Consider the following 25,101-nt stretch of genomic DNA (forward strand, 5'->3'; position numbering starts at 1 on the left):
GTAAAATTCCGCTTTCCAACGGTAGTTATATTTGCCCGTGGCCGACAGCACAGTAAGGTTACTCATGGACATCAGCGCAGCGCATCACCCCACGCCCCCGAAAGGTTCTTTACTGACTCACTCGCTGTTGATGGCAATGGTCATATTCCTGCTGGCTTACCTCTGCCTGACGCTGTCGACCGAATCCAGCCATTTTACCCCACTGTGGTTCCCGACCGCCGCCATTATCATCTTGCTGTACCGGTATCAGCCGCAGCAGTGGCCGCTGCCGCTGCTGCTCAGCGGTGCCAGTATCTGTGCGGCCAGCTTTATCCTGTTCGGTTTCAGTTGGTTTCCGGTCAAACTGACGCTGATTAACCTGCTGGAAGCCGCAGTCTGTACCCTGTTATTGCACCGGGTGCTGCAACCGACCGATCCGCTCAACGGCCTGGCTAGCTGGCTGAGGTTTGTCGTCTGTGCGGTTATTTTCACCCCGATGTTCAGCGCCCTGCTGGCCGTGTCCTGGGTTCCGCAGCCAGGGCAGACATTCTGGCAGTCGTTCAGCGCCTGGTTTATTTCTGAAGCGATTGGGGTACTTGCCCTCACGCCAATCGGGCTGGTGTATCGCCGTTCCATGCTGAAAACCCTGAATAGGGTCAAACTGCTGGTGATGCTGATGGCCACCCTGTCTTTCAGCTATCTGGCGCTGCTCAACCTACCCTACCCGTTTACTTTCGTCATTCTGCCGCTCTTGTGGGCCGCCATTAGCCTACCCAGGTTTGAAACCTTCATCATCTGCTTTGCCACCACGCTGATGATTACCGTGCTCATCTCATTTGGGTTGTTGCATTCTCAGGATCGCGGGCAGTTTCTCGGTGATGTGGAGATCTACCTGCCGCTGATCCTGATCCTGTTCCCGGCCCATTCCATGTCGATGGTGATGCACGCATTCCGGGTGGAAAAAGATCACATCGCCGAGAGCGAAGCACGCTTTCGTAATGCGCTGGAATATTCCGCCATTGGCATGGCTCTGGTTTCCCCTGAAGGGAAATGGTTACAGGTCAATCAGGCGCTGTGCAAACTGCTGCATTACCCACCGGAAGCGTTGTGCCGTTTAACCTTTCAGGAAATCACCCATCCGGACGATTTGCACGCCGATCTGACACAGTGGCAGGCGCTGCTTAATGGCCACATCAGCAGCTATATCATGGAAAAACGCTACATCCGCAGCGATGGTGAAAGCATCTGGACACTGATAGCCGTATCGCTGGTGCGCGATCCCTCCGGCCAGCCGCTGTATTTTATTTCTCAAGTGGAAGATATCAACGAGCTAAAACGTACGGAGGCCGAAAATCGCCACCTGATGGAGCGCATCCAGCTTGCCAATCAGGCCGGGGGGATCGGTATCTGGGAGTGGGTGGTGGGTTGTGAAAAACTGACCTGGGACAAGCGGATGTTTGAACTTTACGACCTCGATCCCGACCAACTGCCGACTCTGGAACTGTGGAGTTCATTGATTTTTCCAGAAGATCGCGCACGCATTGCCCAGCAAATGACGGTCATCACCCGCCAGCACCAACCCTACGTGATGGAGTTTCGCATCCAGACCCGCCAAGGGATCCGGCATATCCGGGGCCAGGGTAATACCGTTCTTGATGAACAGGGCAAGCCGCTGCGCATGATCGGCACCAATATTGACATGACGGAAATCACCGCGCTGACCGAGGCACTGCATGAAGAAAAAGAACGCTTGCACATTACCCTTGATTCCATCGGTGAAGGGGTGATTTCTACCGACAGTGAAATGCGCATCACCTTTATGAACCCGATCGCCGAGCAGATGTCCGGCTGGCCATTGGAACTGGCGCTGGGTATGCCGATCAACGGTGTCGTGCGCATGACGAACGGCAAAGACGGCCCGGAAGTTGAAAACCCGGTGCAATACTGCCTGCTGGAAGGGAAAACCCTACCGCCGGATTATGCGCTGGTGCTGCACAGCCGTGATGGCCGCCGCTTCGATGTACAAACCTCCGTTTCACCGCTGAAAACCCTCGAAGGGGATGTGATGGGCGTGGTGATGGTGCTACAGGACGTCAGCGCCTCACGGGAATTGATGAAAAAGCTGAGTTATAGCGCCTCACACGATGCGTTGACCAACCTGCAAAACCGGCCCAGCTTCGAAAAACGGCTGAAAAACGCCACGGCCAGCGTGGCCGATAACGATCAACAGCATGCATTGGTCTTCCTCGATCTCGATCGGTTCAAAGTGGTTAACGACAGCGCCGGGCACGCAGCCGGTGATGCTTTGCTGAAGGAAATTGCTCAGCTCATGCAGCGTCAGTTGCGTAACAGTGACTGTCTGGCCCGCCTGGGCGGGGACGAATTTGGCCTGATCCTGTTCAACTGCTCTCTGGAACAGGCAAAAACGCTGATGCAACAGATGGTTTCACAGATCGGTGAACACCCATTTTACTGGGAAGGCAAAACCTACCATGTGGGTGCCAGCGCCGGTATTACCCAGATCAGTGCCACCAGCGGCAAAAGCGCCGAATTGCTGGCACAGGCGGATATCGCCTGTTACACCGCCAAACACCGCGGCCGTGGGCAGGTTTACATTTATGAAGCCCGGCAGAAGCAACTGATGGAGCGCCAACATGAACTGCTGACGCGTCAGCAGGTGATGAGCATTATTCATGAACAGCAATTGCAACTGTACGTCAAAGCCGTGTCCCCCCCCAACACGCCGCAGGCAAACTGCTTCCATCAGCTCACGTTGCGGGTGACTTCCCCCGATGAGCACATGCTGACGTTTGACGACTTCTTCGCGGCCGCACAGTTGTATGGGCTGCTGCCAGAGGTCGATCGCTGGATGGTGGATCAAATACTGGAGCAACACGCCCCAGCCATTCAGCGCCTGGGGCTCTCCATCGCCCTGCCGTTGGCCACCGACAACCTGTTGGACCCTGAATTCCAACATTACCTGCGGGAGAAACTGGCAGCCTCTCTTCTGCCGCACCAGACCCTCCTTCTGATGATCGACGAAGCCATTATTCTGGATCACACAGAAAATGGCGGTGAATTTATCCGTCAATTACAGCGGCTAGGTTGCAAACTGCTGGTCAACGGCTTTGGGCGCAACCTGAATGCCTTCGATCGGTTGAACGGCCAAAAGATCGATTACATTCGCATCGATGAACGCTTTGTCACCAACGTACACAGCAATCAGATGGATGAACTGATGGTGTCAATACTCAACAGCGCCGCTCACCGGATACATGCCAAGACGCTGGCAGGCCCGGTGGAACAATTGGCCACGCTGAGTACGCTGACAGCCCTTGGCATCGATCTGGTCGATGGTGATCTGATCGCGCTGGAACAACCGCTGGCTGAGTTACTTGATGATGGCGTCCATTGAGGGGGCCCAATCCCCGTTATGCCACAAATGCAGCGTGGCATAGGAGCGCCATGGCCGCCAGCGTTCGGCGTACAGCTCGATCTGGCGCGGAGTCATGCCGGGAAAACGCTGTTTGATCAGGTAATCACCCGCCAGAAAAACGTCCGGCCATGACCAGGCACGCATGGCGATATAGTTGGCAGTCCAGCTACCGATCCCCGGCAGAGCGGTCAACGCTTTAATGCCCTGTTCAATATCCAGCACGTTATCCAACTGCAACCGCCCTTCCGTCACCGCTTTAGCCATTTCGATCAGCGCCGCAGCGCGTTTAAGCTGGATCCCCAACGGCCTTAGCTCCTCCGGTTGCAACTGCGCAATCCTTGCCGCAGCGGGGAACACATGCGTGATGCTGCCGTTAGGCTGTTCCAGCGCCATCCCCCAACGCTGCGCCATGCGCCCGGCAAAAACCGCAGCCATCTTCACGCTGACCAGTTGCCCCAACACCGCCCGCGTGGCCTGCTCGAAGCTGTTAACACATCCCGGCAACCGCAGGCCCGGCGCATCGGCCACCAAATCCCCCAACGCATCGGCGATGCGATCGGGTGCCGCATCCAAGTCGAACAGTTGGCGCACACGCCGCAGCACCTCGGTGGTTACCCGGCTGAGCGCTGGAGCCACCTCCACCCGTACCCGATTACGGGCTTCGTCCGGCTGCACGCTCACCCAACCGCAATAATCAATGCCACCCTGCTGGACGGCAATTGAACGCCAATATTGTGTTCCTTCAACCAGCTCCACCCCCTTCACCGCACGCGCTTGCAGGAAAGCCAGCATACGTGGCCAATCGTAAGGCGGCCGATACCCCAGATGAAAAACCAGCCCGCTGGTGGCTGCGCGCTCATGGCGGCCAGCACTACTGCGTAGCGCGGAAGGGATCAGGCGATAGCGCGCTTTAAACAGTTCGTTAAAACGCCGCAGGCTGCCAAATCCGGCAGCAAACGCCACCTCGCTCAACGGCAGATCGGTATCCGCCAGCAAGCGCTTGGCCTGCAACAAACGGTGCGACTGGGCATAGTCGATGGGGGATGCGCCGAACTGTTCGGCAAAAATACGCCGCAGATGGCGATCGGAAATCCCCAGACGCGCGGCCAGTTGTTCACAGCTGTGTTCCGACAGATAACCCTGCTCAATCAACTGGACGGCCACCTGCGCATAACGGTTACCCAAATCGATCAACGCCAGCCCGGGGGCCAGTTCCGGCCGACACTTCAGGCAGGGGCGAAACCCGGCCAGTTCGGCGGCGGCAGCACTCGGGTAGAAGGTACAATTTTCGATTTTTGGCGTGCGCGCGCTGCACACGGGTCGGCAATAAATGCCGGTAGAAGAAACGCCGACAAAAAAGCGCCCGTCGAATTTACGATCGCGCGCACTCAGCGCGCTATACAACGCTTGTTGTTGCTCCATCATGGTCACGCTCAGGGTCTGTTTTTTGTTCATTATGGGGCTCGGGCCAGTGGCTGACGTGCGGGAATCGGACATTAACCTGAAACGCCTCAGTTAAGCATGCCAACGCAAGCAGCGCTAAATTTTTCAGCATTGGCTTACACCGGTTGCCCGGCCCGGCCGTCTCAGGTAAAGTCGCCCCCCTTCATTGGCATGGGGAAATTGAGATAAATGTTTATTGGCTTCGATTATGGAACAGCTAACTGTTCCGTCGCCGTGATGCGGGATAATGGCCCCGAATTACTGACGTTGGAAAACCACGAACCCTATCTGCCTTCGATGCTGTGTGCGCCGACGCGTGAAGCGGTAAGTGAGTGCCTGCACCGCCACTGGCAGGTGCCTACCGGTAGCGAAGAGAATCAGCAATTGCTGCGCCGCGCCATTGCCTTCAACCGTGAAGAAGATATTCCGGTTAACAGCCACAGCGTGCTGTTCGGCCTACAAGCATTGGCGCACTATATTGAAGACCCGGAAGACGTTTACTTCGTGCGCTCGCCAAAATCCTTCCTCGGAGCCAACGGCCTCAAACCCCAGCAGATTGCGCTGTTTGAAGATCTGGTGTGCGCCATGATGTTCCATATCAAACGCCAGGCGGAAGGGGTGCTGCAAAGCAGCATCGATCAGGCAGTGATTGGCCGCCCGATCAACTTCCAGGGCATCGGCGGCGAAGAAGCCAACCGGCAGGCGCAGGGGATATTACAACGCGCCGCCGTTCGCGCCGGTTTCAAAGACATCGAATTCCAGTTTGAACCAGTGGCAGCCGGGCTGGATTTTGAGGCCACGCTGAGCGAGGAGAAAATCGTGCTGGTGGTGGATATCGGCGGCGGCACCACCGACTGTTCACTGCTGCTGATGGGCCCACAATGGCGCGATCGGGCCGATCGCCAGCAAAGCCTGCTGGGGCACAGCGGCTGCCGCGTGGGTGGTAACGATCTGGATATCATGCTGGCTTTCAAACAGCTGATGCCGCTGTTCGGCATGGGCGGCGAAACCGAGAAAGGCATCGCGCTGCCTGCGTTACCCTATTGGAATGCGGTCGCTACCAACGACGTTCCGGCACAAAACGACTTTTACAGCGCCGCCAACGGCCGCCTGCTGCGCGATTTGATCCGCGATGCGGCCGAGCCGGAAAAAGTACAACGTCTGCTGAAGGTCTACCAGCAGCGGCTGAGCTACCGGCTGGTACGAGCGGCTGAAGAGAGTAAAATCGCCCTGTCTAACCAGCCAAGCTTCCTTACCTCGCTGGCTTTTGTGCAGACGGAACTGGCAGAAACCATCAGCCAGGATCAACTGGCCGAGGCGATTGCACAACCGCTGCTGCGTATTCAGGAGCAGGTCAGCGCCGCACTGGCTACCAGCCAGAGTACGCCGCAGGTGATTTATCTGACCGGCGGCAGCGCGCGTTCGCCACTGTTGCGTAGCGCTTTGCAACAGCAATTGCCGGGGATCCCGATCGTCGGCGGTAACGATTTCGGCTCAGTCACCGCCGGGCTGGCGCGCTGGGCACAAACGCTGTTTCGTTGATTGGCGCACAGGTGCAAACGGGGATTGGAACACAACGATCATCGTCTTCTGCTAAACAGAACGCTTTCGTCTATATCAGCCAGGTGTAATGGGAATTGCCGTAAAAATGGCGTGATTCCATGAAACAATATCGCACGGCAATTGCAGGGCCCAAGGCGGGGCCCTGCACCCACGCCAACGCTTAACATGGCCTGCCCGCTGCGCGGGTGCCTTCGCTGCGTCACCGTTGCCGGGCGGGTCGGCTCAATTCACGTCCCTGTTCATATCGCCTCAACCGGCCATCCATGGCCGGTTGCCCCTGGCAACGGTGTCTTACTCAGCAGGCCATGATGCGCTCAACGTCAACACCCGAATCTGTTATCACCGGGCAACCTTTACAAATGGCATTGATAACAGAGTGCCAACCCCCCTTGCTGATAAGGTAAGCACAGGTGTTGAAGCCATTGAAGGTGCCGAACGCAGACTCGGTGCATAGGCGAAACCGCCATGGACGGCGGTTTCAGGCGAGACAGGCAGGGACGCCTGTCGTAGCCGGCCGTTATGCGCCGTGGCGGAGTGAGGGAAGTCGCGCAGCGACCACCTGATATGGCAAGGGCCGGGGTGCAGGGGGCTGGCTCTTGAGCCCCCTGCTCGGGCGCGTTCACCGCGTTGCCGAATGCACGCAAAACGTTTAGCGGCCGAAATTAATACTCTTATCTACACAATAGTAAATCACTCAGCACTCGCCTCGTTGAGCACCTTAATATCCTCAACATCCAGCCTCAGCCGAATCGCCCCCACCAACTCATCCAACTGCGTTAACGAAGTGGCACTCACAATCGGTGCAGTAATGCTTGGCCGAGCGATCAGCCAAGCCAATGACACCTGCGTTGGCGTAGTCTGATGCTTAGCCGCTACCCGATCCAACGCCGCCAGAATGCGCAAACCACGCGGGTTCAGATAGCGGGCAACGATGGTGTCGCCGCGCGGGCTCTTACCCATATCCTGTTCGCTGCGGTATTTACCGGTGAGAAAACCACTGGCCAACGAGAAGAAGTTAATCACCCCCAGGCCGTGTCGTTGTGCCACCCCTTCCAGGGCGGTTTCATAGCCTGCGCGGGCATACAGATTGTATTCCGGCTGCAACGTTTCATAACGTGCCAAGCCGTTCTGCTCGCTGACGTTCAGCGCCTCTTCCAACCGATCCGCCTGATAGTTAGAGGCACCAATCGCCCGCACTTTACCGGCTTTGATCAGCGCATCGAACGCCGCCAGGGTTTCTGCCAATGGCGTATCGCGATCGTCATCATGGGACTGATACAGATCGATATAGTCGGTCTGCAAACGGCGCAAAGAATCCTCTACCGCCTGTTGGATATAGCGTGGTGATAGCCCCTGCTTGCCCTCACCCATCGGCTTGCCGACCTTGGTGGCGATAATCACCTGCTCGCGTTTACCGCTTTTCTTCAGCCAGTTGCCGATCACCGTTTCCGATTCACCGCCGTGATTACCCGGTACCCAGGTGGAATACATATCCGCGGTATCAATGAAATTCAGTTGGTGGTCCATCAGCGCATCCAGCAGGCTGAACGAAGTGGCTTCGTCAGCGGTCCAGCCAAACACGTTGCCGCCAAAAGTCAGCGCTGGCACCTGAATGCCGGAACGGCCCAGTTCTCTTTTGCCCATCTTCAACTCCTGTAAAAAATTATCGCGTTAAGAATCACTGCGGTTAGTTATATGCTTTCTTCCGAAAAACCTGACGTTTCCTCCATATTTCCTTCATTTTTGTGCTGGCACGACTCGCTAAACTAGTATCCTGTTGGGAGTGTCACTTTTGGCAATGATTGCCCGCCTGTTTGTCTCTGGAGAGAGTCTTTATCACCATGAATGCAAAACCGAAACGCCGTTCATTGATACTACGCCTGCTGGCAGTGGTTATCGTGGTTATTGTTGCCATTCTGGCCTGGCGTCATTTCAACGCGCCACAAACCACTGATGCAACACCGGGGGCTCGCCCGGCAGGTGCGGGTGGTAGAGCGGGCGGCAGACGCAATGCACCCATGCCTCCGGTTCAGGCCGCTACCGCCACCCAGCAAAGCGTGCCGCGTTTCTTGAGCGGGCTGGGTACCGCAACCGCAGCTAATACCGTGACCGTGACCAGCCGGGTCGACGGCCAACTGATGGCGATCCACTTTAGCGAAGGCCAACAGGTGAAAGCCGGTGATTTGCTGGTAGAAATCGATCCACGCCCGTATGAAGTGCAACTGACACAGGCGCTGGGGCAACTGGCGAAAGATCAGGCCACGCTGGCCAATGCCAGGCAGGATCTGGCGCGCTATCAGCAACTGGTCAAAACCAACCTGATCTCGCGCCAGGAATTGGACACGCAACTGTCACTGGTGCGTCAGAGCGAAGGGGCGGTCAAAGCCGATCAGGGCGCGGTCGACAGCGCTAAACTGCAAATTACCTACAGCAGGATCACCGCCCCGATTGATGGCCGCGTTGGCCTCAAGCTGGTGGACGTGGGCAATTACATCTCCAGCGGCAGCACCACCGGGATCGTGGTGATCACCCAAACTCATCCGATTAACGTGATCTTCACGCTGCCGGAAAGCAATATCGCCGATCTGGTGCAAGCACAAAAGGCCGGGCCAGTCAGCGTCGAAGCCTGGGATCGCACCAACCAGCAGCAGTTGGCCCACGGCACACTGCTGAGCCTGGATAACCAGATTGATACGGCTACCGGCACCATCAAGCTGAAAGCCCGCTTTGATAATCAGGACGACACGCTGTTCCCCAATCAGTTCGTTAACGCGCGGCTGAAGGTCGCCACCCTGCACAATGCGATCGTGATCCCAACCGCCGCGCTGCAAATGGGCAATGAAGGCCACTTCGTCTGGATCTTGAGTGAAGATAATAAAGTCAGTAAACACCGGGTTACCGCTGGCGTGCAGGATAGCCAACAGGTGGTGATCACCAGCGGCGTGAAGGTTGGCGATCGCGTAGTGACCGACGGTATCGATCGCCTGACCGAAGGCATGCAGGTGGAAGTGCTGGCACCACTTGCTCCGCAAGAGGCATCGGCAACGGCCAAACCCAAACACCCGCGTAAAGCGCAGGAGAAATCCTGATGCAGGCCATGCCCCCAAAGGCCGGCGGCGGGCCATCCCGGCTGTTTATTCTGCGCCCGGTGGCCACCACTCTGTTTATGCTGGCGATCCTGCTGGCCGGGATTATCGGTTACCGCGCGCTGCCGGTTTCTGCTTTACCAGAAGTGGATTACCCCACCATTCAGGTAGTAACCCTCTACCCCGGTGCTAGCCCGGACGTGGTTACCTCGGCGATCACCGCTCCGCTGGAGCGGCAGTTTGGCCAGATGTCCGGCCTGAAACAGATGGCTTCGCAGAGTTCCGGCGGAGCCTCGGTGATCACCCTCCAGTTCCAGCTTGAGCTGCCGCTCGACGTCGCAGAGCAGGAAGTGCAGGCCGCGATCAACGCCGCCACCAACCTGCTGCCCAACGATCTGCCCTACCCACCGATTTACAGCAAGGTTAACCCTGCCGATCCGCCGATCCTGACGCTGGCGGTCACCTCTAACGCCATGCCAATGACGCAGGTGGAAGACATGGTGGAAACCCGCGTGGCGCAGAAGATTTCACAGGTTTCCGGCGTCGGCCTGGTGACCCTTTCCGGCGGCCAGCGCCCGGCGGTGCGGGTTAAGCTCAATGCCGCCGCGGTTGCCGCCTACAAGCTGGACAGCGAAACCATCCGCACCGCCATCAGCAATGCCAACGTCAACTCCGCCAAGGGCAGCCTGGACGGCCCAACCCGCTCAGTCACGCTCTCCGCCAACGATCAGATGAAATCCGCAGAGGATTATCGTCAGCTGATTGTGGCCTATCAGAACGGCGCGGCCATTCGCCTGCAAGATATCGCCACCATCGAACAGGGGGCAGAAAACAACCGCCTGGCGGCCTGGGCTAACCAAGAGCAGGCCATTGTGCTGAACATTCAGCGCCAGCCGGGGGTCAACGTGATCACCACTGCCGACAGCATCCGCAACATGCTGCCTGAGTTGATCAAAAGCCTGCCTAAGTCGGTGGAGGTGAAAGTGTTGACCGACCGCACCAGCACTATTCGTGCCTCGGTCAGCGACGTGCAGTTCGAACTGTTGTTGGCGATCGTGCTGGTGGTGATGGTGATCTACGTGTTCCTGCGTAATGTGCCTGCCACTATTATCCCCAGCGTGGCGGTGCCGCTTTCCCTGGTGGGCACCTTTGCCGCTATGTATTTTCTTGGGTTTTCGATCAACAACCTGACGCTGATGGCGCTGACCATCGCCACCGGCTTTGTGGTGGACGATGCGATCGTGGTGATCGAGAACATCTCGCGCTATATCGAGAAAGGCGAAAAGCCGCTTGATGCGGCACTGAAAGGCGCTGGCGAGATCGGTTTCACCATTATCTCGCTGACCTTTTCGCTGGTGGCGGTGCTGATCCCGCTGCTGTTTATGGGGGATATCGTCGGCCGCCTGTTCCGCGAGTTTGCGGTGACGCTGGCGGTGGCGATCCTGATTTCCGCGCTGGTGTCTTTAACGCTCACGCCGATGATGTGCGCCCGCATGCTCAGCCATGAGTCGCTGCGCAAGCAGAACCGCTTCTCCCGCGCTTCCGAACGCTTTTTTGAGCGGGTGATCGCCCAATACGGCGTGTGGCTGAAAGTGGTGCTGAATCACCCTTGGCTGACGCTGGGCGTGGCGTTCAGCACGCTGATCCTCACCGTGCTGCTGTATCTACTGATCCCGAAAGGCTTCTTCCCGGTGCAGGACAACGGCATTATTCAGGGTACGCTGGAAGCGCCGCAAAGCGTGTCGTTCAGCAATATGGCCGAACGCCAGCAGCAGGTTGCCGCCGAGATCCTGAAAGACCCGGCGGTGGAAAGCCTGACCTCGTTCGTTGGCGTCGATGGCAGCAATGCCACGCTCAACAGCGGGCGCTTGCAGATCAACCTGAAACCGCTGAGTGAACGCAGCGATCGCATTCCGGCGATCATTAGCCGCCTGCAACAGCAAACGGCGCAGTTCCCCGGCGTGAAACTGTATCTGCAACCGGTGCAGGATCTGACCATCGATACTCAGGTGAGCCGCACGCAATACCAGTTCACGCTACAGGCAATGTCGCTTGACCAGCTCAGCCAGTGGGTGCCGCAGCTGATGCAGGCGTTACAGCAGGCACCCCAGCTCACCGACGTCACCAGCAACTGGCAGGATCGGGGATTAGTGGCGTTTGTGAATGTCGATCATGATTCCGCCTCGCGCCTGGGGATCACCATGAGCGCTATCGACAACGCCCTCTACAACGCCTTTGGCCAGCGGCTGATCTCCACCATTTACACCCAGGCCAACCAGTACCGGGTGGTGCTGGAGCATGATGTCAGCAGCACACCAGGGCTGGCGGCGTTAAACGATATCCGCCTGACCAGCAGCAACGGCACCACCGTGCCGCTGAGCACCATCGCCAAGATTGAGGAACGTTTTGGCCCGCTGACGATCAACCATCTGGCCCAGTTCCCCTCCGCCACCGTGTCGTTCAACGTGGCCGCGGGCTTCTCGCTCGGTGAAGCGGTGGATGCCATTACCCAGGCAGAAAAAACCCTCAACATGCCAAACGACATCACCACCCAGTTCCAGGGGGCGACGCTGGCGTTTCAGGCGGCGCTCGGCAGCACCCTGTGGCTGATTTTGGCGGCGGTGGTGGCGATGTATATCGTGCTCGGCGTGCTGTATGAGAGCTTTATTCATCCGGTGACCATTCTTTCTACGCTGCCCACCGCCGGGGTGGGTGCGCTGCTGGCATTGATGATGTCCGGCCATGAACTGGACGTGATTGCCATCATCGGCATCATCCTGTTGATTGGTATCGTGAAAAAGAATGCCATCATGATGATCGACTTTGCGCTGGCCGCCGAACGCGAACAGGGAATGACGCCGTACGATGCCATTTATCAGGCCTGCCTGCTGCGTTTCCGCCCGATCCTGATGACCACGCTGGCCGCGTTGCTCGGCGCACTGCCGCTGATGCTCAGCACCGGCGTGGGCGCCGAGCTGCGCCGCCCGCTGGGTGTCTGTATGGTGGGCGGGCTGGTGATGAGCCAGATCCTGACGCTGTTCACCACGCCGGTGATTTATCTGCTGTTTGACAAGCTGGCGCGCAATACTCATCGCCAGCCGGATGCGCAGGAGCTGCCGTGAAATTCTTTGCCCTGTTCATCAATCGACCGGTTGCCACCACCCTGCTGACGCTGGCGATCGCCCTCGCCGGGGTGATGGGTTTCCGGCTGCTGCCGGTGTCACCGCTGCCGCAGATTGATTTCCCGGTGATCTCCATCAGCGCTTCACTGCCAGGGGCCGATCCGGAAACCATGGCGTCTTCAGTGGCCACTCCGCTGGAACGGGCGCTGGGCCGTATTGCCGGGGTCAGTGAAATGACTTCGACCAGTTCGCTGGGCAGTACGCGGATCATTTTGATGTTCGATCTCGATCGCGATATCAATGGCGCCGCGCGTGACGTGCAGGCGGCGATCAATGCGGCGCAAGGCCTGTTGCCGACCGGCATGCCAAGCCGCCCGACCTATCGCAAAATCAACCCGTCCGACGCGCCGATCATGATCCTGACGCTAACCTCGGATACCTACAATCAGGGGCAACTGTATGATTTCGCCTCTACCCAACTGGCGCAGAAAATTGCTCAGACTGAAGGGGTGGGCGATGTGTCGGTCGGCGGTAGCTCCTTGCCTGCGGTGCGCGTGGAACTCAACCCCGGCGCACTGTTCAACCAGGGCGTTTCGCTGGATGCGGTACGCCAGACCATCGCCAATGCCAACGTCCGTCGGCCACAGGGCGCGGTAGAAAACCAGCAGCAGCGCTGGCAGATCCAGGCCAATGACGAACTGAAAACCGCTGCCGCCTATCAGCCGCTGGTGATTCACTACCACAATGGCGCAGCGGTACGCCTGAGCGATGTGGCCAACGTCGTTGATTCGGTGCAGGATGTGCGTAACGCCGGGATGACCAACGCCAAACCGGCGATTATCCTGACCGTCAGCCGCTCACCGGGCGCCAATATCATCGAAACCGTCGATCGCATCCGCGCCGAACTGCCCGCCCTGCGGGAAAATATTCCAGCCGCCATCCAATTGGATATCGCTCAGGATCGCTCCCCCACCATTCGCGCTTCGCTGGCAGAAGTGGAACGATCATTGATGATTGCCATCGGTCTGGTGATCCTGGTGGTATTTATCTTCCTGCGCTCTGGCCGCGCGACGCTGATCCCGGCGGTAGCGGTGCCGGTTTCGCTGATCGGTTCCTTTGCCGCCATGTACCTGTGCGGTTTCAGTTTAAACAACCTGTCGCTGATGGCGCTGACCATCGCCACCGGCTTTGTGGTGGATGATGCCATTGTGGTGCTGGAGAATATCTCTCGCCACGTCGAAGCCGGGATGAAACCGATCAACGCCGCGCTGCAAGGGGTGCGCGAAGTGGGGTTCACCGTGCTTTCCATGAGTGTGTCGCTGGTGGCAGTGTTTATTCCGTTGCTGTTTATGGGCGGTCTGCCGGGCCGGTTATTCCACGAATTTGCCGTCACGCTGTCAGTCTCCATCGGGCTTTCGTTGCTGATCTCGCTAACGTTAACGCCAATGATGTGCGCCTATCTGCTGCGCTATCAGCCCGATCGCAAACAGCGGCGCGTACGCGGTTTTGGCAAAGTGTTGCTGGCGCTGCAACGGGGTTACGGCCGTTCGCTTAACTGGGTGCTCGGCCATTCGCGCTGGGTACTGGCGCTGTTTTTGGCGACCATCGCCCTCAACATCTGGCTGTATATCAGCATTCCGAAAACCTTCTTCCCCGAGCAGGACACGGGCCGCCTGATGGGCTTTATCCAGGCGGATCAGAGCATTTCGTTCCAGGCGATGCGCGGCAAGCTGGAGGATTTTATGAAGATCGTACGGGAAGACAAAGACGTGGATAACGTCACCGGCTTTACCGGCGGTTCACGCACCAACAGCGGTTCGATGTTTATCTCGCTCAAGCCGCTGTCAGAACGCAGCGACGATGCGCAAAAGGTGATCGCCCGGCTACGCGCCAAGCTGGCGAAAGAGCCCGGAGCCAGCCTGTTCCTGATGGCGGTGCAGGATATCCGCGCCGGTGGGCGGCAATCCAACGCCAGTTATCAGTACACGCTGCTGGCGGACGATCTCCGCGAACTGCGTGAATGGGAACCGAAGGTCCGCCTGGCGCTCTCCGCGCTGCCGGAACTGGCCGACGTTAACTCCGATCAGCAGGACCGAGGCTCGGAAATGGATCTGTCTTACGATCGCGAAACCATGGCGCGGCTGGGCATTTCGATTACCGATGCCAACAATCTGCTGAATAACGCTTTCGGTCAGCGCCAGATCTCCACCATCTATCAACCGCTGAACCAGTACAAAGTGGTGATGGAGGTGGCTCCGCCTTATACCCAGGACGTGAGTTCGCTAGAGAAGATGTTCGTGATTAATAAAGATGGCCAAACGATCCCGCTGTCCTATTTTGCCCGCTGGCAACCGGCTAATGCTCCGCTTGCGGTCAACCATCAGGGGCTTTCAGCGGCCTCAACCATTTCGTTTAACCTGCCGGAAGGGGGCAGCCTGTCCGATGCCACCGCCGCCATTGAGCGCGCTATGACGCAGATCGGCGTGCCTTCCACGGTGCGAGGCGCGTTTGCCGGTACTGCGCAGGTGTTCCAAGAAACGCTGCAATCGCAGTTGCTGCTGATCGCCGCCGCCATCGCCACGGTGTATATCGTGCTGGGGATGTTGTATGAGAGCTATATCCATCCGCTGACCATTCTCTCCACTCTGCCTTCTGCCGGGGTGGGTGCCTTGCTGGCGCTGCAACTGTTCGGCGCGCCGTTTAGCCTGATCGCCTTAATCGGGATCATGCTGCTGATCGGCATTGTGAAGAAGAACGCCATCATGATGGTCGATTTTGCCCTCGACGCGCAGCGTAATAGCGGCCTTAGCGCCCACGAGGCGATTTTCCAGGCCAGCCTACTGCGTTTCCGGCCGATCATGATGACCACGCTGGCAGCGCTGTTCGGCGCGCTGCCGCTGGTGCTGACCAGCGGTGACGGGGCGGAGCTGCGCCAACCGCTCGGCATCACTATCGCCGGGGGATTGGTGATGAGCCAGTTGCTGACGCTGTATACCACCCCGGTGATTTATCTGTATTTCGATCGGCTACAGATGAAGTTCCGCCGCGGTAAAAAATTGGCACCGCTGCCGCAATAAATGGCTATCACGATAATGTTTGTCAGTTAAGGTGAGGGGAAGATTAGCGAACTGCAAGCCCCTCACCCCGCCCTCTCCCACAGGGAGAGGGGGGCTACCCCTTTAGCACCTAGGTGATGATTAGCTATCACGATAGCTTTTAATATGAAAGGTAGGTGAATGATTATCAGACAGACCGCCCCAGTACAATGGCAGCTATGGATTGTGGCCTTTGGCTTCTTTATGCAGGCGCTGGATACCACCATCGTCAATACTGCGCTGCCGTCGATCGCCGCCAGCCTGGGGGAAAACCCGCTGCGCATGCAGTCGGTGATTGTCTCTTATGTGCTGACGGTGGCGGTGATGCTGCCCGCCAGCGGCTGGCTGGCCGATAAGATCGGCACCCAGCGGGTGTTCCTCAGCGCCATTGTTTTGTTCACACTCGGTTCGGTGTTGTGCGCTCAGGCAGAAACCCTGCGTGAACTGGTGGCATTTCGTGTGGTACAGGGCATTGGCGGTGCGATGATGGTGCCGGTCGGCAGGCTGACGGTGATGAAGATCGTCCCGCGTGAACAATATATGGCGGCGATGACCTTTGTCACTCTGCCCGGCCAGATCGGCCCGTTGATGGGGCCTGCGCTGGGCGGTTTTCTGGTGCAATATGCCAACTGGCACTGGATCTTCCTGATCAATATTCCGGTGGGGATTGTTGGCGCTATCGCCACCCTGCTGTTTATGCCCAATTACCGTATGCAGACCCGCCGCTTTGATATCAGCGGCTTTATCATGCTGGCGATCGGCATGGCAACGCTGACGCTGGCGCTCGACGGCCACAAAGGCATGGGGCTTTCTCCTGCTATTTTAGTCGGGCTGGTGGTTCTGGGCTGTGCGGCGCTGGCCGGTTACTGGTGGCATGCCAAGGGCAACAGCCGGGCGCTGTTCTCGCTGCGGCTGTTTAAAACCGAAACCTACAGGATCGGCCTGACGGGTAGCCTGCTGGGGCGCATCGGCAGCGGCATGTTGCCGTTTATGACGCCGCTGTTCCTACAGATCGGCATGGGGTTCTCTCCCTTCCATGCCGGGTTGATGATGATCCCGATGATCATTGGCAGCATGGGCATGAAGCGCATTGTGGTACAGGTCGTCAACCGTTTTGGTTATCGCCATGTGCTGGTCGCCAGCACGCTGTTGTTGGCAGTGGTCAGTTTAACCCTGCCGCTGGTAGCGATGCTCGGCTGGGTGTATCTGCTGCCGGTGGTGCTGTTCTTCCAGGGCATGGTTAACTCGCTGCGTTTCTCCTCCATGAATACCCTGACACTGAAAGACCTGCCCGATCGCCTGGCCAGCAGCGGCAACAGCCTGCTGTCGATGGTGATGCAGCTTTCCATGAGTTTAGGGGTCAGCGTGGCCGGGATCCTGATCGGCAGCTTCGCCCATCATCAGGTGGTGGCCGACAGCGCTGCCATCCATAGCGCCTTTATCTACAGTTACCTTTGTATGGCGCTGATCATCGCCCTGCCTGCGCTGGTTTTCGCCCGCGTACCGGCCAACATCGCCCCCAGCCGCACGCTGACAAAAGGCTCAACGAGGTTGCAATGATGAGAATAGGCATCACCGGCAAACTGTTCATGGCGATCTTCGCCACCTGCATGCTGGTGCTGATCACCATGCACTGGGGAGTACGCATCAGCTTTGAACGGGGGTTTATCGACTATATCAAGCAGAGTAACGAGCAGCGCATCACTATGCTCGGCGACGCGCTGGAAGATCAATACCGCCGCCACGGCAACTGGGCGTTCCTGCGCAATAACGATCAGGTGGTGTATCAGATCGTGCGTTCGTTTGAGCAAAACAGCGACAGCAGCCATAATCTGCCGCCCAAAGGCTGGCGTTCGCAGTTCTGGATCGTCGATAGCCAGTATCAGCGGCTGGTAGGCCGCCCAGGCCCGATACCAAAAGAGAGCACCCGCCACCCGATCCGTTACAACAACCAGATTGTCGGTTGGGTGATGGCGGCCCCGCCGGAGAAGCTGACGCGCAATGCCGATATCAACTTTGATCGGCAACAAAAACGCACCAGTTGGCTGATCGTCGCGCTATCAACGCTGCTGGCAGCGGCGGTCACCTGGCTGCTGTCGCGCGGCCTGCTGGCACCGGTCAAACGGCTGGTGGCGGGTACGCATCGTTTGGCCGCAGGGGATTTCAGCGCCCGCGTTACGCCAAGCAGCCAGGACGAGCTGGGCCGGTTGGCGCAGGATTTCAATCACCTCGCCATTTCGCTGGAAAAGAACGAACAGATGCGGCGAGCGTTTATGGCCGATATCTCGCATGAACTGCGCACCCCGCTGGCGGTGCTGCGCGGTGAGCTGGAAGCCTTGCAGGATGGCGTTCGCCAACAGACACCGGCTTCGATCAATTCTCTGCTGGCAGAAGTGTCTACCCTCACCAAGCTGGTGGACGATCTGCATCAGCTTTCGCTGTCCGATCTCGGTGCCCTGGCCTACCGTAAATCATCGGTAGATTGTGTCCATCTGGTGCAAATCGCCGTCGCCGCCTTCCGTGAGCGTTTTCATGCCAAAGGGCTGGAGATCGTCACCCAGTTGCCAGAACAGGCAAAGCTGTTCGGCGATCCGGATCGCCTCAACCAGTTGTTCAACAATCTGCTGGAGAACAGCCTGCGCTACACCGATCCCGGCGGCAGGCTGGAAGTCGGTATCGAATCGCTGCCGGGTATAGTGCGGATTTACTGGCAGGACAGCACACCCGGCGTCAGTGACGAGCAGTTGGCACGCATCTTCGAACGCTTTTATCGTACCGAAGGCTCACGCAACCGTGCCAGCGGCGGAGCCGGGTTAGGGCTGGCCATCAGTCAGAACATTGTAGAAGCGCATAATGGGACGATCCACGCTCAGCATTCGCCTTTCGGCGGCGTGCGCATTACAGTAGATTTCCCCACTCAGGTGAACAACAAGGCTCCATAATGGAAAATCCGAACCCGCCATTGCAGATTATGATTGTGGAAGATGAGCCCAAGCTGGGCCAATTGCTGGTGGATTATTTGCAGGCAGCGGGCTACGCCACACGCTGGCTAAGCAATGGCCGCGAGGTGGTTCCGGCGGTGCATGAACAGCAACCGGCGCTGATCCTGCTGGATCTGATGCTGCCGGGTTGCGATGGGTTAACCATCTGCCGCGATCTGCGCCGCTTTACCGACGTGCCGATCATGATGGTAACCGCCAAAATTGAGGAGATCGACCGCCTACTGGGGTTGGAGATTGGAGCTGATGACTATATCTGCAAACCTTACAGCCCGCGTGAAGTGGTTGCCAGAGTCAAAGCCATTCTGCGCCGCTGCTACCGGCCCATGGAACAGGGTGACGAAGAAGCGCTGCTGCATATTGATGAACCGCGCTTCCAGGCCAGCTATAGCGGCCATCCTCTGGATCTGACACCGGCAGAATTCCGCCTGTTGAAAACCCTGGCCTGCCAGCCGGGCAACGTCTTCTCGCGCGAGCAGCTGTTGAACAACCTGTATGACGATTACCGCGTGGTGACCGATCGCACCATCGACAGCCACATCAAAAACCTGCGCCGCAAGCTGGAACTGATTGACGGCGATAAAGCCTTTATCCGTTCGGTTTACGGGGTCGGCTATCGCTGGGAAGCCGAACCATGCCGGTTGGTGAACGGGTTGGCTTAAATCCCTTCAGGGCGAGCGTAAGAGATCACATATCCCACGATTATTTTGCTGCTCAAACCTCACTTTTCAAGCTATTGGCTACAATTACCTCTGTCATTGGAACCCAACGGAGAAGGACTATGGCAACAGGCCACTATGAGCTAAAAAAATCGAGTAATGGGCAGTACCACTTCACTCTGAAAGCCAATAACGAAGAGATTATTCTTTCCAGCGAGATGTACGCCAGCAAGGCTTCCGCGGAAAACGGCATTGCGTCGGTGCAAGCCAATGCGCCCGATGAGGCCCAGTTTGAACTGAAGATCGGCAGTAATGAAAAGCCCTACTTTGTGCTGAAAGCCAAAAACCAGCAGGTGATCGGCACCAGCCAGATGTACAGTTCAGAAAGCGCGGCGAAAAACGGCGTTCAGTCAGTGATCAGGCATGGCCCAACCCCTCATGTACGTGATTTAAACGCCTGAGCCATGTTCATGTTAGGCACGGTCGTCACCTGCAAAATAGCGAAAACACCCCAAGCGCTGGGCCAACTCAGCGCTTGGGGTGATAAAAGCCTCCCTGAAAAACAGTGTTCTCCCCTAAATAATTCCGGTTAATTGCTGATTTCTTGCCGGGCTGCCGTTACAATCCCCCACTTTTGCTGCGCCATTAAGTGGCGCGGTGCTGACCTGAAATCAGACCGAGAATCACGATGTTTACACCAGAACTCCTTTCCCCGGCGGGAACGCTGAAAAACATGCGTTTCGCCTTTGCTTATGGTGCCGATGCGGTATACGCCGGCCAGCCTCGTTACAGCCTGCGGGTGCGTAACAACGAATTCAACCACGAGAATCTGGCGCTGGGGATTAACGAAGCCCATGAGCTGGGTAAAAAATTCTACGTGGTGGTTAACATCGCACCGCACAATGCCAAGTTGAAAACCTTCCTGCGCGATCTGAAACCGGTGATCGACATGGGCCCGGATGCGTTGATCATGTCCGACCCTGGCCTGATCATGATGGTGCGCGAAGCCTTCCCACAGATAGATATTCATCTTTCGGTGCAGGCTAATGCAGTCAACTGGGCCACGGTAAAATTCTGGCAGCAGATGGGGCTGACGCGCGTGATTCTGTCGCGTGAGCTGTCGTTGGATGAGATCGCAGAAATCCGCAGCCAAGTGCCGGAAATGGAGCTGGAGATTTTCGTCCACGGTGCGCTGTGCATGGCCTATTCCGGCCGTTGCCTGCTTTCTGGCTATATCAACAAGCGCGATCCGAACCAGGGCACCTGCACCAATGCCTGCCGCTGGCAGTACAAAGCGGAAGAAGGCAAAGAAGACGATACCGGCAGCATCGTGCATATGCATGAGCCGATCCCGGTGCAGAACGTTGAACCAACGCTTGGCGTCGGCGCGCCAACGGATAAAGTGTTTATGCTTTCCGAAGCACAAAAACCCGGCGAGTACATGAGTGCCTTCGAAGATGAACACGGCACCTACATCATGAACTCGAAAGACCTGCGTGCCATCCAGCACGTGGAGCGCCTGACGCAGCTTGGCGTGCATTCGCTGAAAATCGAAGGCCGCACCAAATCCTTCTACTACTGCGCGCGAACTGCGCAGGTGTATCGCCGCGCCATTGACGATGCCGTTGCCGGTAAGCCGTTTGATCCCAGCCTGCTCACCACGCTGGAAGGGCTGGCACACCGTGGTTATACCGAAGGTTTCCTGCGTCGTCACACCCACGATGCCCACCAGAATTATGATTACGGCTCGTCGATCTCCGAACGTCAGCAATTTGTCGGTGAATTCACCGGCGTGCGTCGCAACGGTTGGGCTGAAGTGGATGTGAAAAATAAATTCCTGTGCGGCGACAGCGTGGAAATGATGACGCCCGGCGGTAACGTCTTGTTTACCTTGGAAAGCATGCAGAATAAGAAAGGTGAAGCCATTGACGTTGCGCCAGGTAATGGCCATATCGTTTATTTGCCGATCCCAGAAGATGTTGACCTGAATTACGCCTTGTTGATTCGCAATCTGCCAGAAGAAAATAGCGAACCGCAATAAGCCGTTTATCGCCACCTCAGCCGGTGGCGATTTTTTAGCAAATATTAGAATCAGATCACATCAATTACCGTGCAGCTTGGTTATTATCACGCTGCTTAAAACTAATAACGAAAATATTTGCATAGCAATACTAGGAACCACCTCCTTAGCCAACCCAATCTCCCTTGGGTTGGCTTTTTCTTTGCTTATTCCCCCTGATTTTCATTGCATTAACTCGTTACAACCAGAGCCACCGCTGGGTGCGCACCAGCCAAAAACTGAAATTATGGGTAACGGCTCACCAAGCCACGCTACGATGTTAAAACATAAGAAATAGTCATTTTTATAAGACATTTCTTAATTTTAATTTAACTAGAATAGCGAGCTCCTCCTTATATATAAATTTTAATATAACGATTAAGCATTTTTTTAATGTGAACATTTATACCGAGATAGAAATATCCCAGTTTCAGAAGAAAATGCCGTTATAGTCAACCGCGATATACTATTACCCGAATATTCCGGTGGCCCATCCCCCTGTTGTGGTTTATCGTCTAGATACATTCATTTTCACCCAGGGGATAAACATGAGCCAACACGCGTCAGCGCTGCTTATCATTAACGGCAAAAGCGCCAGCAACGAGGAAATACGTTTCTCGGTGAAAACGCTGCGGGATGAAGGCCTGACTTTGCATGTTCGCGTAACCTGGGAACAGGGTGACGTCGCCCGTTTCGTCGCAGAAGCCTGTCAACTGGGGGCCGAAACGGTAATCGCCGGTGGGGGCGACGGCACCATTAACGAGGTGGTCACCGCGCTGGCCCAACTCCCGCCCACCACACGGCCGATCTTGGGCATTGTGCCGCTGGGCACCGCCAATGACTTCGCCACCGCGTGTAACATCCCTCTGGCACCCGAGCAGGCGTTGCCACTGGCGATCAAGGGCCGAGCAGTGCCGATCGATCTGGCGAAAGTCAACGAGGATCGCTATTTCATCAATATGGCCACCGGCGGTTTTGGTACGCGTATCACCACCGAAACCCCAGAAAAACTGAAAGCGGCATTGGGTGGCGTTTCCTATTTCATCCATGGCCTATTGCGCATGGATACGCTGCAAGCCGACAGCTGTGAGATCCATGGGCCAGATTTCCACTGGTCCGGTGAAGCGCTGGTGATTGGTATCGGCAACGGCAAACAGGCCGGTGGCGGGCAGAAACTGTGCCCCGGCGCACTGATCAACGACGGCCTGCTGCAACTACGCCTGCTGACCGCTGAAGAATTGCTGCCAGCCTTGATCAGCAGCCTGTTCAGCGGTGAAGAAAACAACAGCGTGGTCGATGCCTCATTGCCCTGGCTGGAAATTAGCGCACCACACGAAATCATCTTCAATCTCGATGGTGAGCCGCTAAAAGGTAAGCATTTCCGTATTGAATTACTGCCAAACGCGATTGAGTGCCGCTTGCCACCCAATTGCGAACTGTTAGGTTAACCTGCCCACCCGCTCATTTTCGAACCCTAAATCCTCGTTAACCCTCTGTTTTTAATCTCCATCCCCCAAGCCCGGCAATGTCGGGCTATTTCTATTGCTATAAAACCCCCACCCCGCTGGGTTTAAACTTCCTTTTCTTTCACTTTAAACTTTCAAAATAAAATATTTATCTTTCAAATTGTGATCCATTTAAAACAAATGAGTTCATTAAATGATTACTGTAGGCCCATGGCGCAGAGCCGAGGTTCGCTCCAAGCCATTTCATCCATCACAGGAGAAAATAATGATTGATCTAATAACCCACGGAGCCGAATGGTTTATCGGCCTGTTTCAGAAAGGCGGTGAGGTGTTTGTCAGCATGGTGACCGGCATCTTACCTTTATTGATCTGCCTGTTAGTCATCATGAACGCGCTGATCAAATTTGTTGGCCAGGAACGCATCGAACGATTGGCGCAGCGTTGTGCAGGTAACCCGGTTTCACGCTATCTGCTGCTGCCGCTGATCGGCACCTTTGTCTTTTGTAACCCCATGACCCTAAGCCTTGGGCGCTTTATGCCAGAGAAATACAAACCGAGCTACTACGCCGCCGCCTCTTACAGTTGCCACTCGATGAACGGCCTGTTCCCGCATATCAACCCCGGCGAACTGTTCGTTTACCTCGGTATCGCCAGCGGGCTGACCACGCTGGGCCTGCCGCTGGCCCCGCTGGCCGTGAGCTATTTCCTGGTTGGGCTGTTCACCAACTTCTTCCGTGGTTGGATCACCGATCTCACCACCAGCCTGTTCGAACGCAAGATGGGCATCAAACTGGATCGTCAGGTTCAACTTTAATTTGTGGAGTACAGCATGAGCGCTTATATCCGTATTGAGAAAGGTGCCAGCGGCTGGGGTGGCCCACTGCAACTGGCTATCGAACCGGGCAAGAAGGTTGTCTATATCACCGCCGGTACCCGCCCGGCGATCGTCGACAAAATCAGTGAACTGACCGGCTGGCCAGCGGTTGACGGCTTTAAAGAGGGTGAACCACCGGCAGAAGAAATCGGCGTGATGATTATCGACTGCGGCGGCACCTTGCGCTGCGGTATTTACCCGAAACGCCGCATCCCGACCATCAACATTCATGCCACCGGTCAATCCGGCCCGCTGGCGCAGTTTATTCTGGAAGATATCTACGTTTCCGGCGTGCGGGAAAACAATATCAGCCGGGTTGAGGTGGCTGATGGCGCTGCGGCTACGCCGAAACAGCCCGTAGCACCAAAAGTACGCGACTACGACACCAGCAAGAAGATCACCGAGCAAAGCGATGGCTTGCTGGCCAAAGTCGGGATGGGCATGGGATCGGTGGTAGCAGTGTTCTTCCAGGCCGGGCGTGACACCATCGACACCATCCTGAAAACCATCCTGCCGTTTATGGCCTTTGTCTCGGCATTGATCGGCATCATTCTGGCCTCCGGGCTCGGGGATTTTATCGCTCATGGCCTGACGCCGCTGGCCAACAGCCCGATCGGCCTGGTGACGCTGGCGCTGATCTGCTCCTTCCCGCTGCTTTCGCCGTTCCTCGGCCCAGGCGCGGTGATTGCTCAGGTGATCGGCGTGTTGGTCGGCGTGCAGATTGGCCTTGGCCATATCCCACCGCAGTTGGCCTTACCGGCGCTGTTTGCCATTAACGCACAGGCAGCCTGTGACTTTATCCCGGTCGGCCTGTCCTTGGCAGAGGCCAAGCAGGATACGGTGCGCGTCGGTGTGCCTTCGGTACTGGTCGGGCGTTTTCTTACCGGTGCACCTACGGTACTGATCGCCTGGGCCGCATCGGCCTTTATTTATCAATAAGTTGAACAGGGGAAACGATGAACACCATTTTCCAGACCACCATTACCCATATCGGCGGCTGTGCCCGTGATGCGCTGCTGGATGACATGCTGATCACCTTCCGTGAAGGCGCTCCGGCTGATATCGAAGAGTACTGTTTCATCCACCAGCACGGCAGCACCGCCGGTGATTTACAGGTCGGCGGGGTGATGGAACTGGGCGAAAGCCGCTACCCGATCACCGCCGTTGGTGAAGTTGCCACGCAGAACCTGCGCGAACTGGGCCACGTTACCGTACGTTTCGACGGCGAGGCACAGGCGGAATTCCCCGGTTCGATCCACGTTACCGGCCCGACGCCTGCGGATATCCCACTAGGCAGCACGCTGAAATTTATTGTTTAAG

Annotated in this window: 16 protein-coding genes; 14 read left to right on the plus strand and 2 right to left on the minus strand. The window is 56.9% G+C overall.

The window, feature by feature from the left end; all coding sequences use genetic code 11:
* The first annotated feature begins 64 nt into the window (after positions 1–64).
* Positions 65–3,394, plus strand: a complete 3,330-nt coding sequence (locus tag ACX9GT_RS18085; protein ID WP_473188061.1) for a diguanylate cyclase — start codon at positions 65–67, stop codon at positions 3,392–3,394.
* Here the strand turns inward: ACX9GT_RS18085 and alkA are convergent.
* Positions 3,371–4,870 carry a DNA-3-methyladenine glycosylase 2 gene (alkA, locus tag ACX9GT_RS18090; protein WP_473188062.1) on the minus strand — a complete coding sequence of 500 codons (1,500 nt, stop codon included), beginning with the start codon at positions 4,868–4,870 and terminating at the stop codon, positions 3,371–3,373. The two genes, ACX9GT_RS18085 and alkA, sit on opposite strands and share 24 nt — an antisense overlap.
* A gap of 177 nt (positions 4,871–5,047) precedes the next feature.
* Between alkA and yegD the strand changes: the two genes are divergently transcribed.
* Entirely contained in the window at positions 5,048–6,400 is a 1,353-nt protein-coding gene (yegD, locus tag ACX9GT_RS18095) for a molecular chaperone (protein WP_473188063.1), read from the plus strand.
* A gap of 711 nt (positions 6,401–7,111) precedes the next feature.
* On the opposite strand, the gene ACX9GT_RS18100 is transcribed toward yegD, so the two are convergent.
* Positions 7,112–8,065, minus strand: a complete 954-nt coding sequence (locus ACX9GT_RS18100; protein WP_473188064.1) for an aldo/keto reductase — start codon at positions 8,063–8,065, stop codon at positions 7,112–7,114.
* A 197-nt stretch (positions 8,066–8,262) separates the two neighbouring features.
* Between ACX9GT_RS18100 and ACX9GT_RS18105 the strand changes: the two genes are divergently transcribed.
* The 12 genes from ACX9GT_RS18105 (at position 8,263) to srlB (ending at position 25,100) form a co-directional block, all read left to right on the plus strand.
* Positions 8,263–9,510, plus strand: a complete 1,248-nt coding sequence (locus tag ACX9GT_RS18105) for an MdtA/MuxA family multidrug efflux RND transporter periplasmic adaptor subunit (RefSeq protein ID WP_473188065.1) — start codon at positions 8,263–8,265, stop codon at positions 9,508–9,510.
* On the plus strand, positions 9,510–12,629 hold the full coding sequence (locus ACX9GT_RS18110) for an MdtB/MuxB family multidrug efflux RND transporter permease subunit (protein WP_473188066.1): 3,120 nt from the start codon (positions 9,510–9,512) through the stop codon (positions 12,627–12,629). The genes ACX9GT_RS18105 and ACX9GT_RS18110 overlap by 1 nt, the downstream gene beginning before the upstream one ends.
* Complete coding sequence (gene mdtC, locus ACX9GT_RS18115; protein WP_473188067.1) at positions 12,626–15,706, plus strand: multidrug efflux RND transporter permease subunit MdtC; 3,081 nt, start codon at positions 12,626–12,628, stop codon at positions 15,704–15,706. Before ACX9GT_RS18110 ends, mdtC begins: the two co-directional genes overlap by 4 nt.
* A 159-nt stretch (positions 15,707–15,865) precedes the next feature.
* Positions 15,866–17,284: a multidrug transporter subunit MdtD gene (gene mdtD / locus ACX9GT_RS18120; RefSeq protein ID WP_473188068.1), complete on the plus strand. Its 1,419-nt coding sequence runs from the start codon at positions 15,866–15,868 to the stop codon at positions 17,282–17,284.
* The gene (gene baeS / locus ACX9GT_RS18125) at positions 17,284–18,666 is read left to right on the plus strand and encodes an envelope stress sensor histidine kinase BaeS (protein ID WP_473191634.1); all 1,383 of its coding nucleotides are present in this window, start codon (positions 17,284–17,286) and stop codon (positions 18,664–18,666) included. Before mdtD ends, baeS begins: the two co-directional genes overlap by 1 nt.
* Positions 18,666–19,385 carry an envelope stress response regulator BaeR gene (gene baeR, locus ACX9GT_RS18130; protein ID WP_473188069.1) on the plus strand — a complete coding sequence of 240 codons (720 nt, stop codon included), beginning with the start codon at positions 18,666–18,668 and terminating at the stop codon, positions 19,383–19,385. The genes baeS and baeR overlap by 1 nt, the downstream gene beginning before the upstream one ends.
* Positions 19,386–19,504: 119 nt before the next feature.
* Entirely contained in the window at positions 19,505–19,843 is a 339-nt protein-coding gene (locus ACX9GT_RS18135) for a YegP family protein (RefSeq protein ID WP_473188070.1), read from the plus strand.
* Between the two features lie 227 nt (positions 19,844–20,070).
* Positions 20,071–21,423, plus strand: a complete 1,353-nt coding sequence (trhP, locus tag ACX9GT_RS18140) for a prephenate-dependent tRNA uridine(34) hydroxylase TrhP (protein ID WP_473188071.1) — start codon at positions 20,071–20,073, stop codon at positions 21,421–21,423.
* A 566-nt stretch (positions 21,424–21,989) separates the two neighbouring features.
* The gene (yegS, locus tag ACX9GT_RS18145) at positions 21,990–22,889 is read left to right on the plus strand and encodes a lipid kinase YegS (RefSeq protein WP_473188072.1); all 900 of its coding nucleotides are present in this window, start codon (positions 21,990–21,992) and stop codon (positions 22,887–22,889) included.
* A gap of 283 nt (positions 22,890–23,172) precedes the next feature.
* Positions 23,173–23,721: a PTS glucitol/sorbitol transporter subunit IIC gene (gene srlA, locus ACX9GT_RS18150; protein WP_473188073.1), complete on the plus strand. Its 549-nt coding sequence runs from the start codon at positions 23,173–23,175 to the stop codon at positions 23,719–23,721.
* A 15-nt stretch (positions 23,722–23,736) separates the two neighbouring features.
* Positions 23,737–24,720, plus strand: a complete 984-nt coding sequence (gene srlE, locus ACX9GT_RS18155) for a PTS glucitol/sorbitol transporter subunit IIB (RefSeq protein ID WP_473188074.1) — start codon at positions 23,737–23,739, stop codon at positions 24,718–24,720.
* 17 nt (positions 24,721–24,737) lie between these two features.
* Positions 24,738–25,100: a PTS glucitol/sorbitol transporter subunit IIA gene (srlB, locus tag ACX9GT_RS18160; protein WP_473188075.1), complete on the plus strand. Its 363-nt coding sequence runs from the start codon at positions 24,738–24,740 to the stop codon at positions 25,098–25,100.
* Position 25,101: the final 1 nt, after the last annotated feature.

It is taken from the genome of Serratia sp. YWN4, from assembly GCF_055790845.1.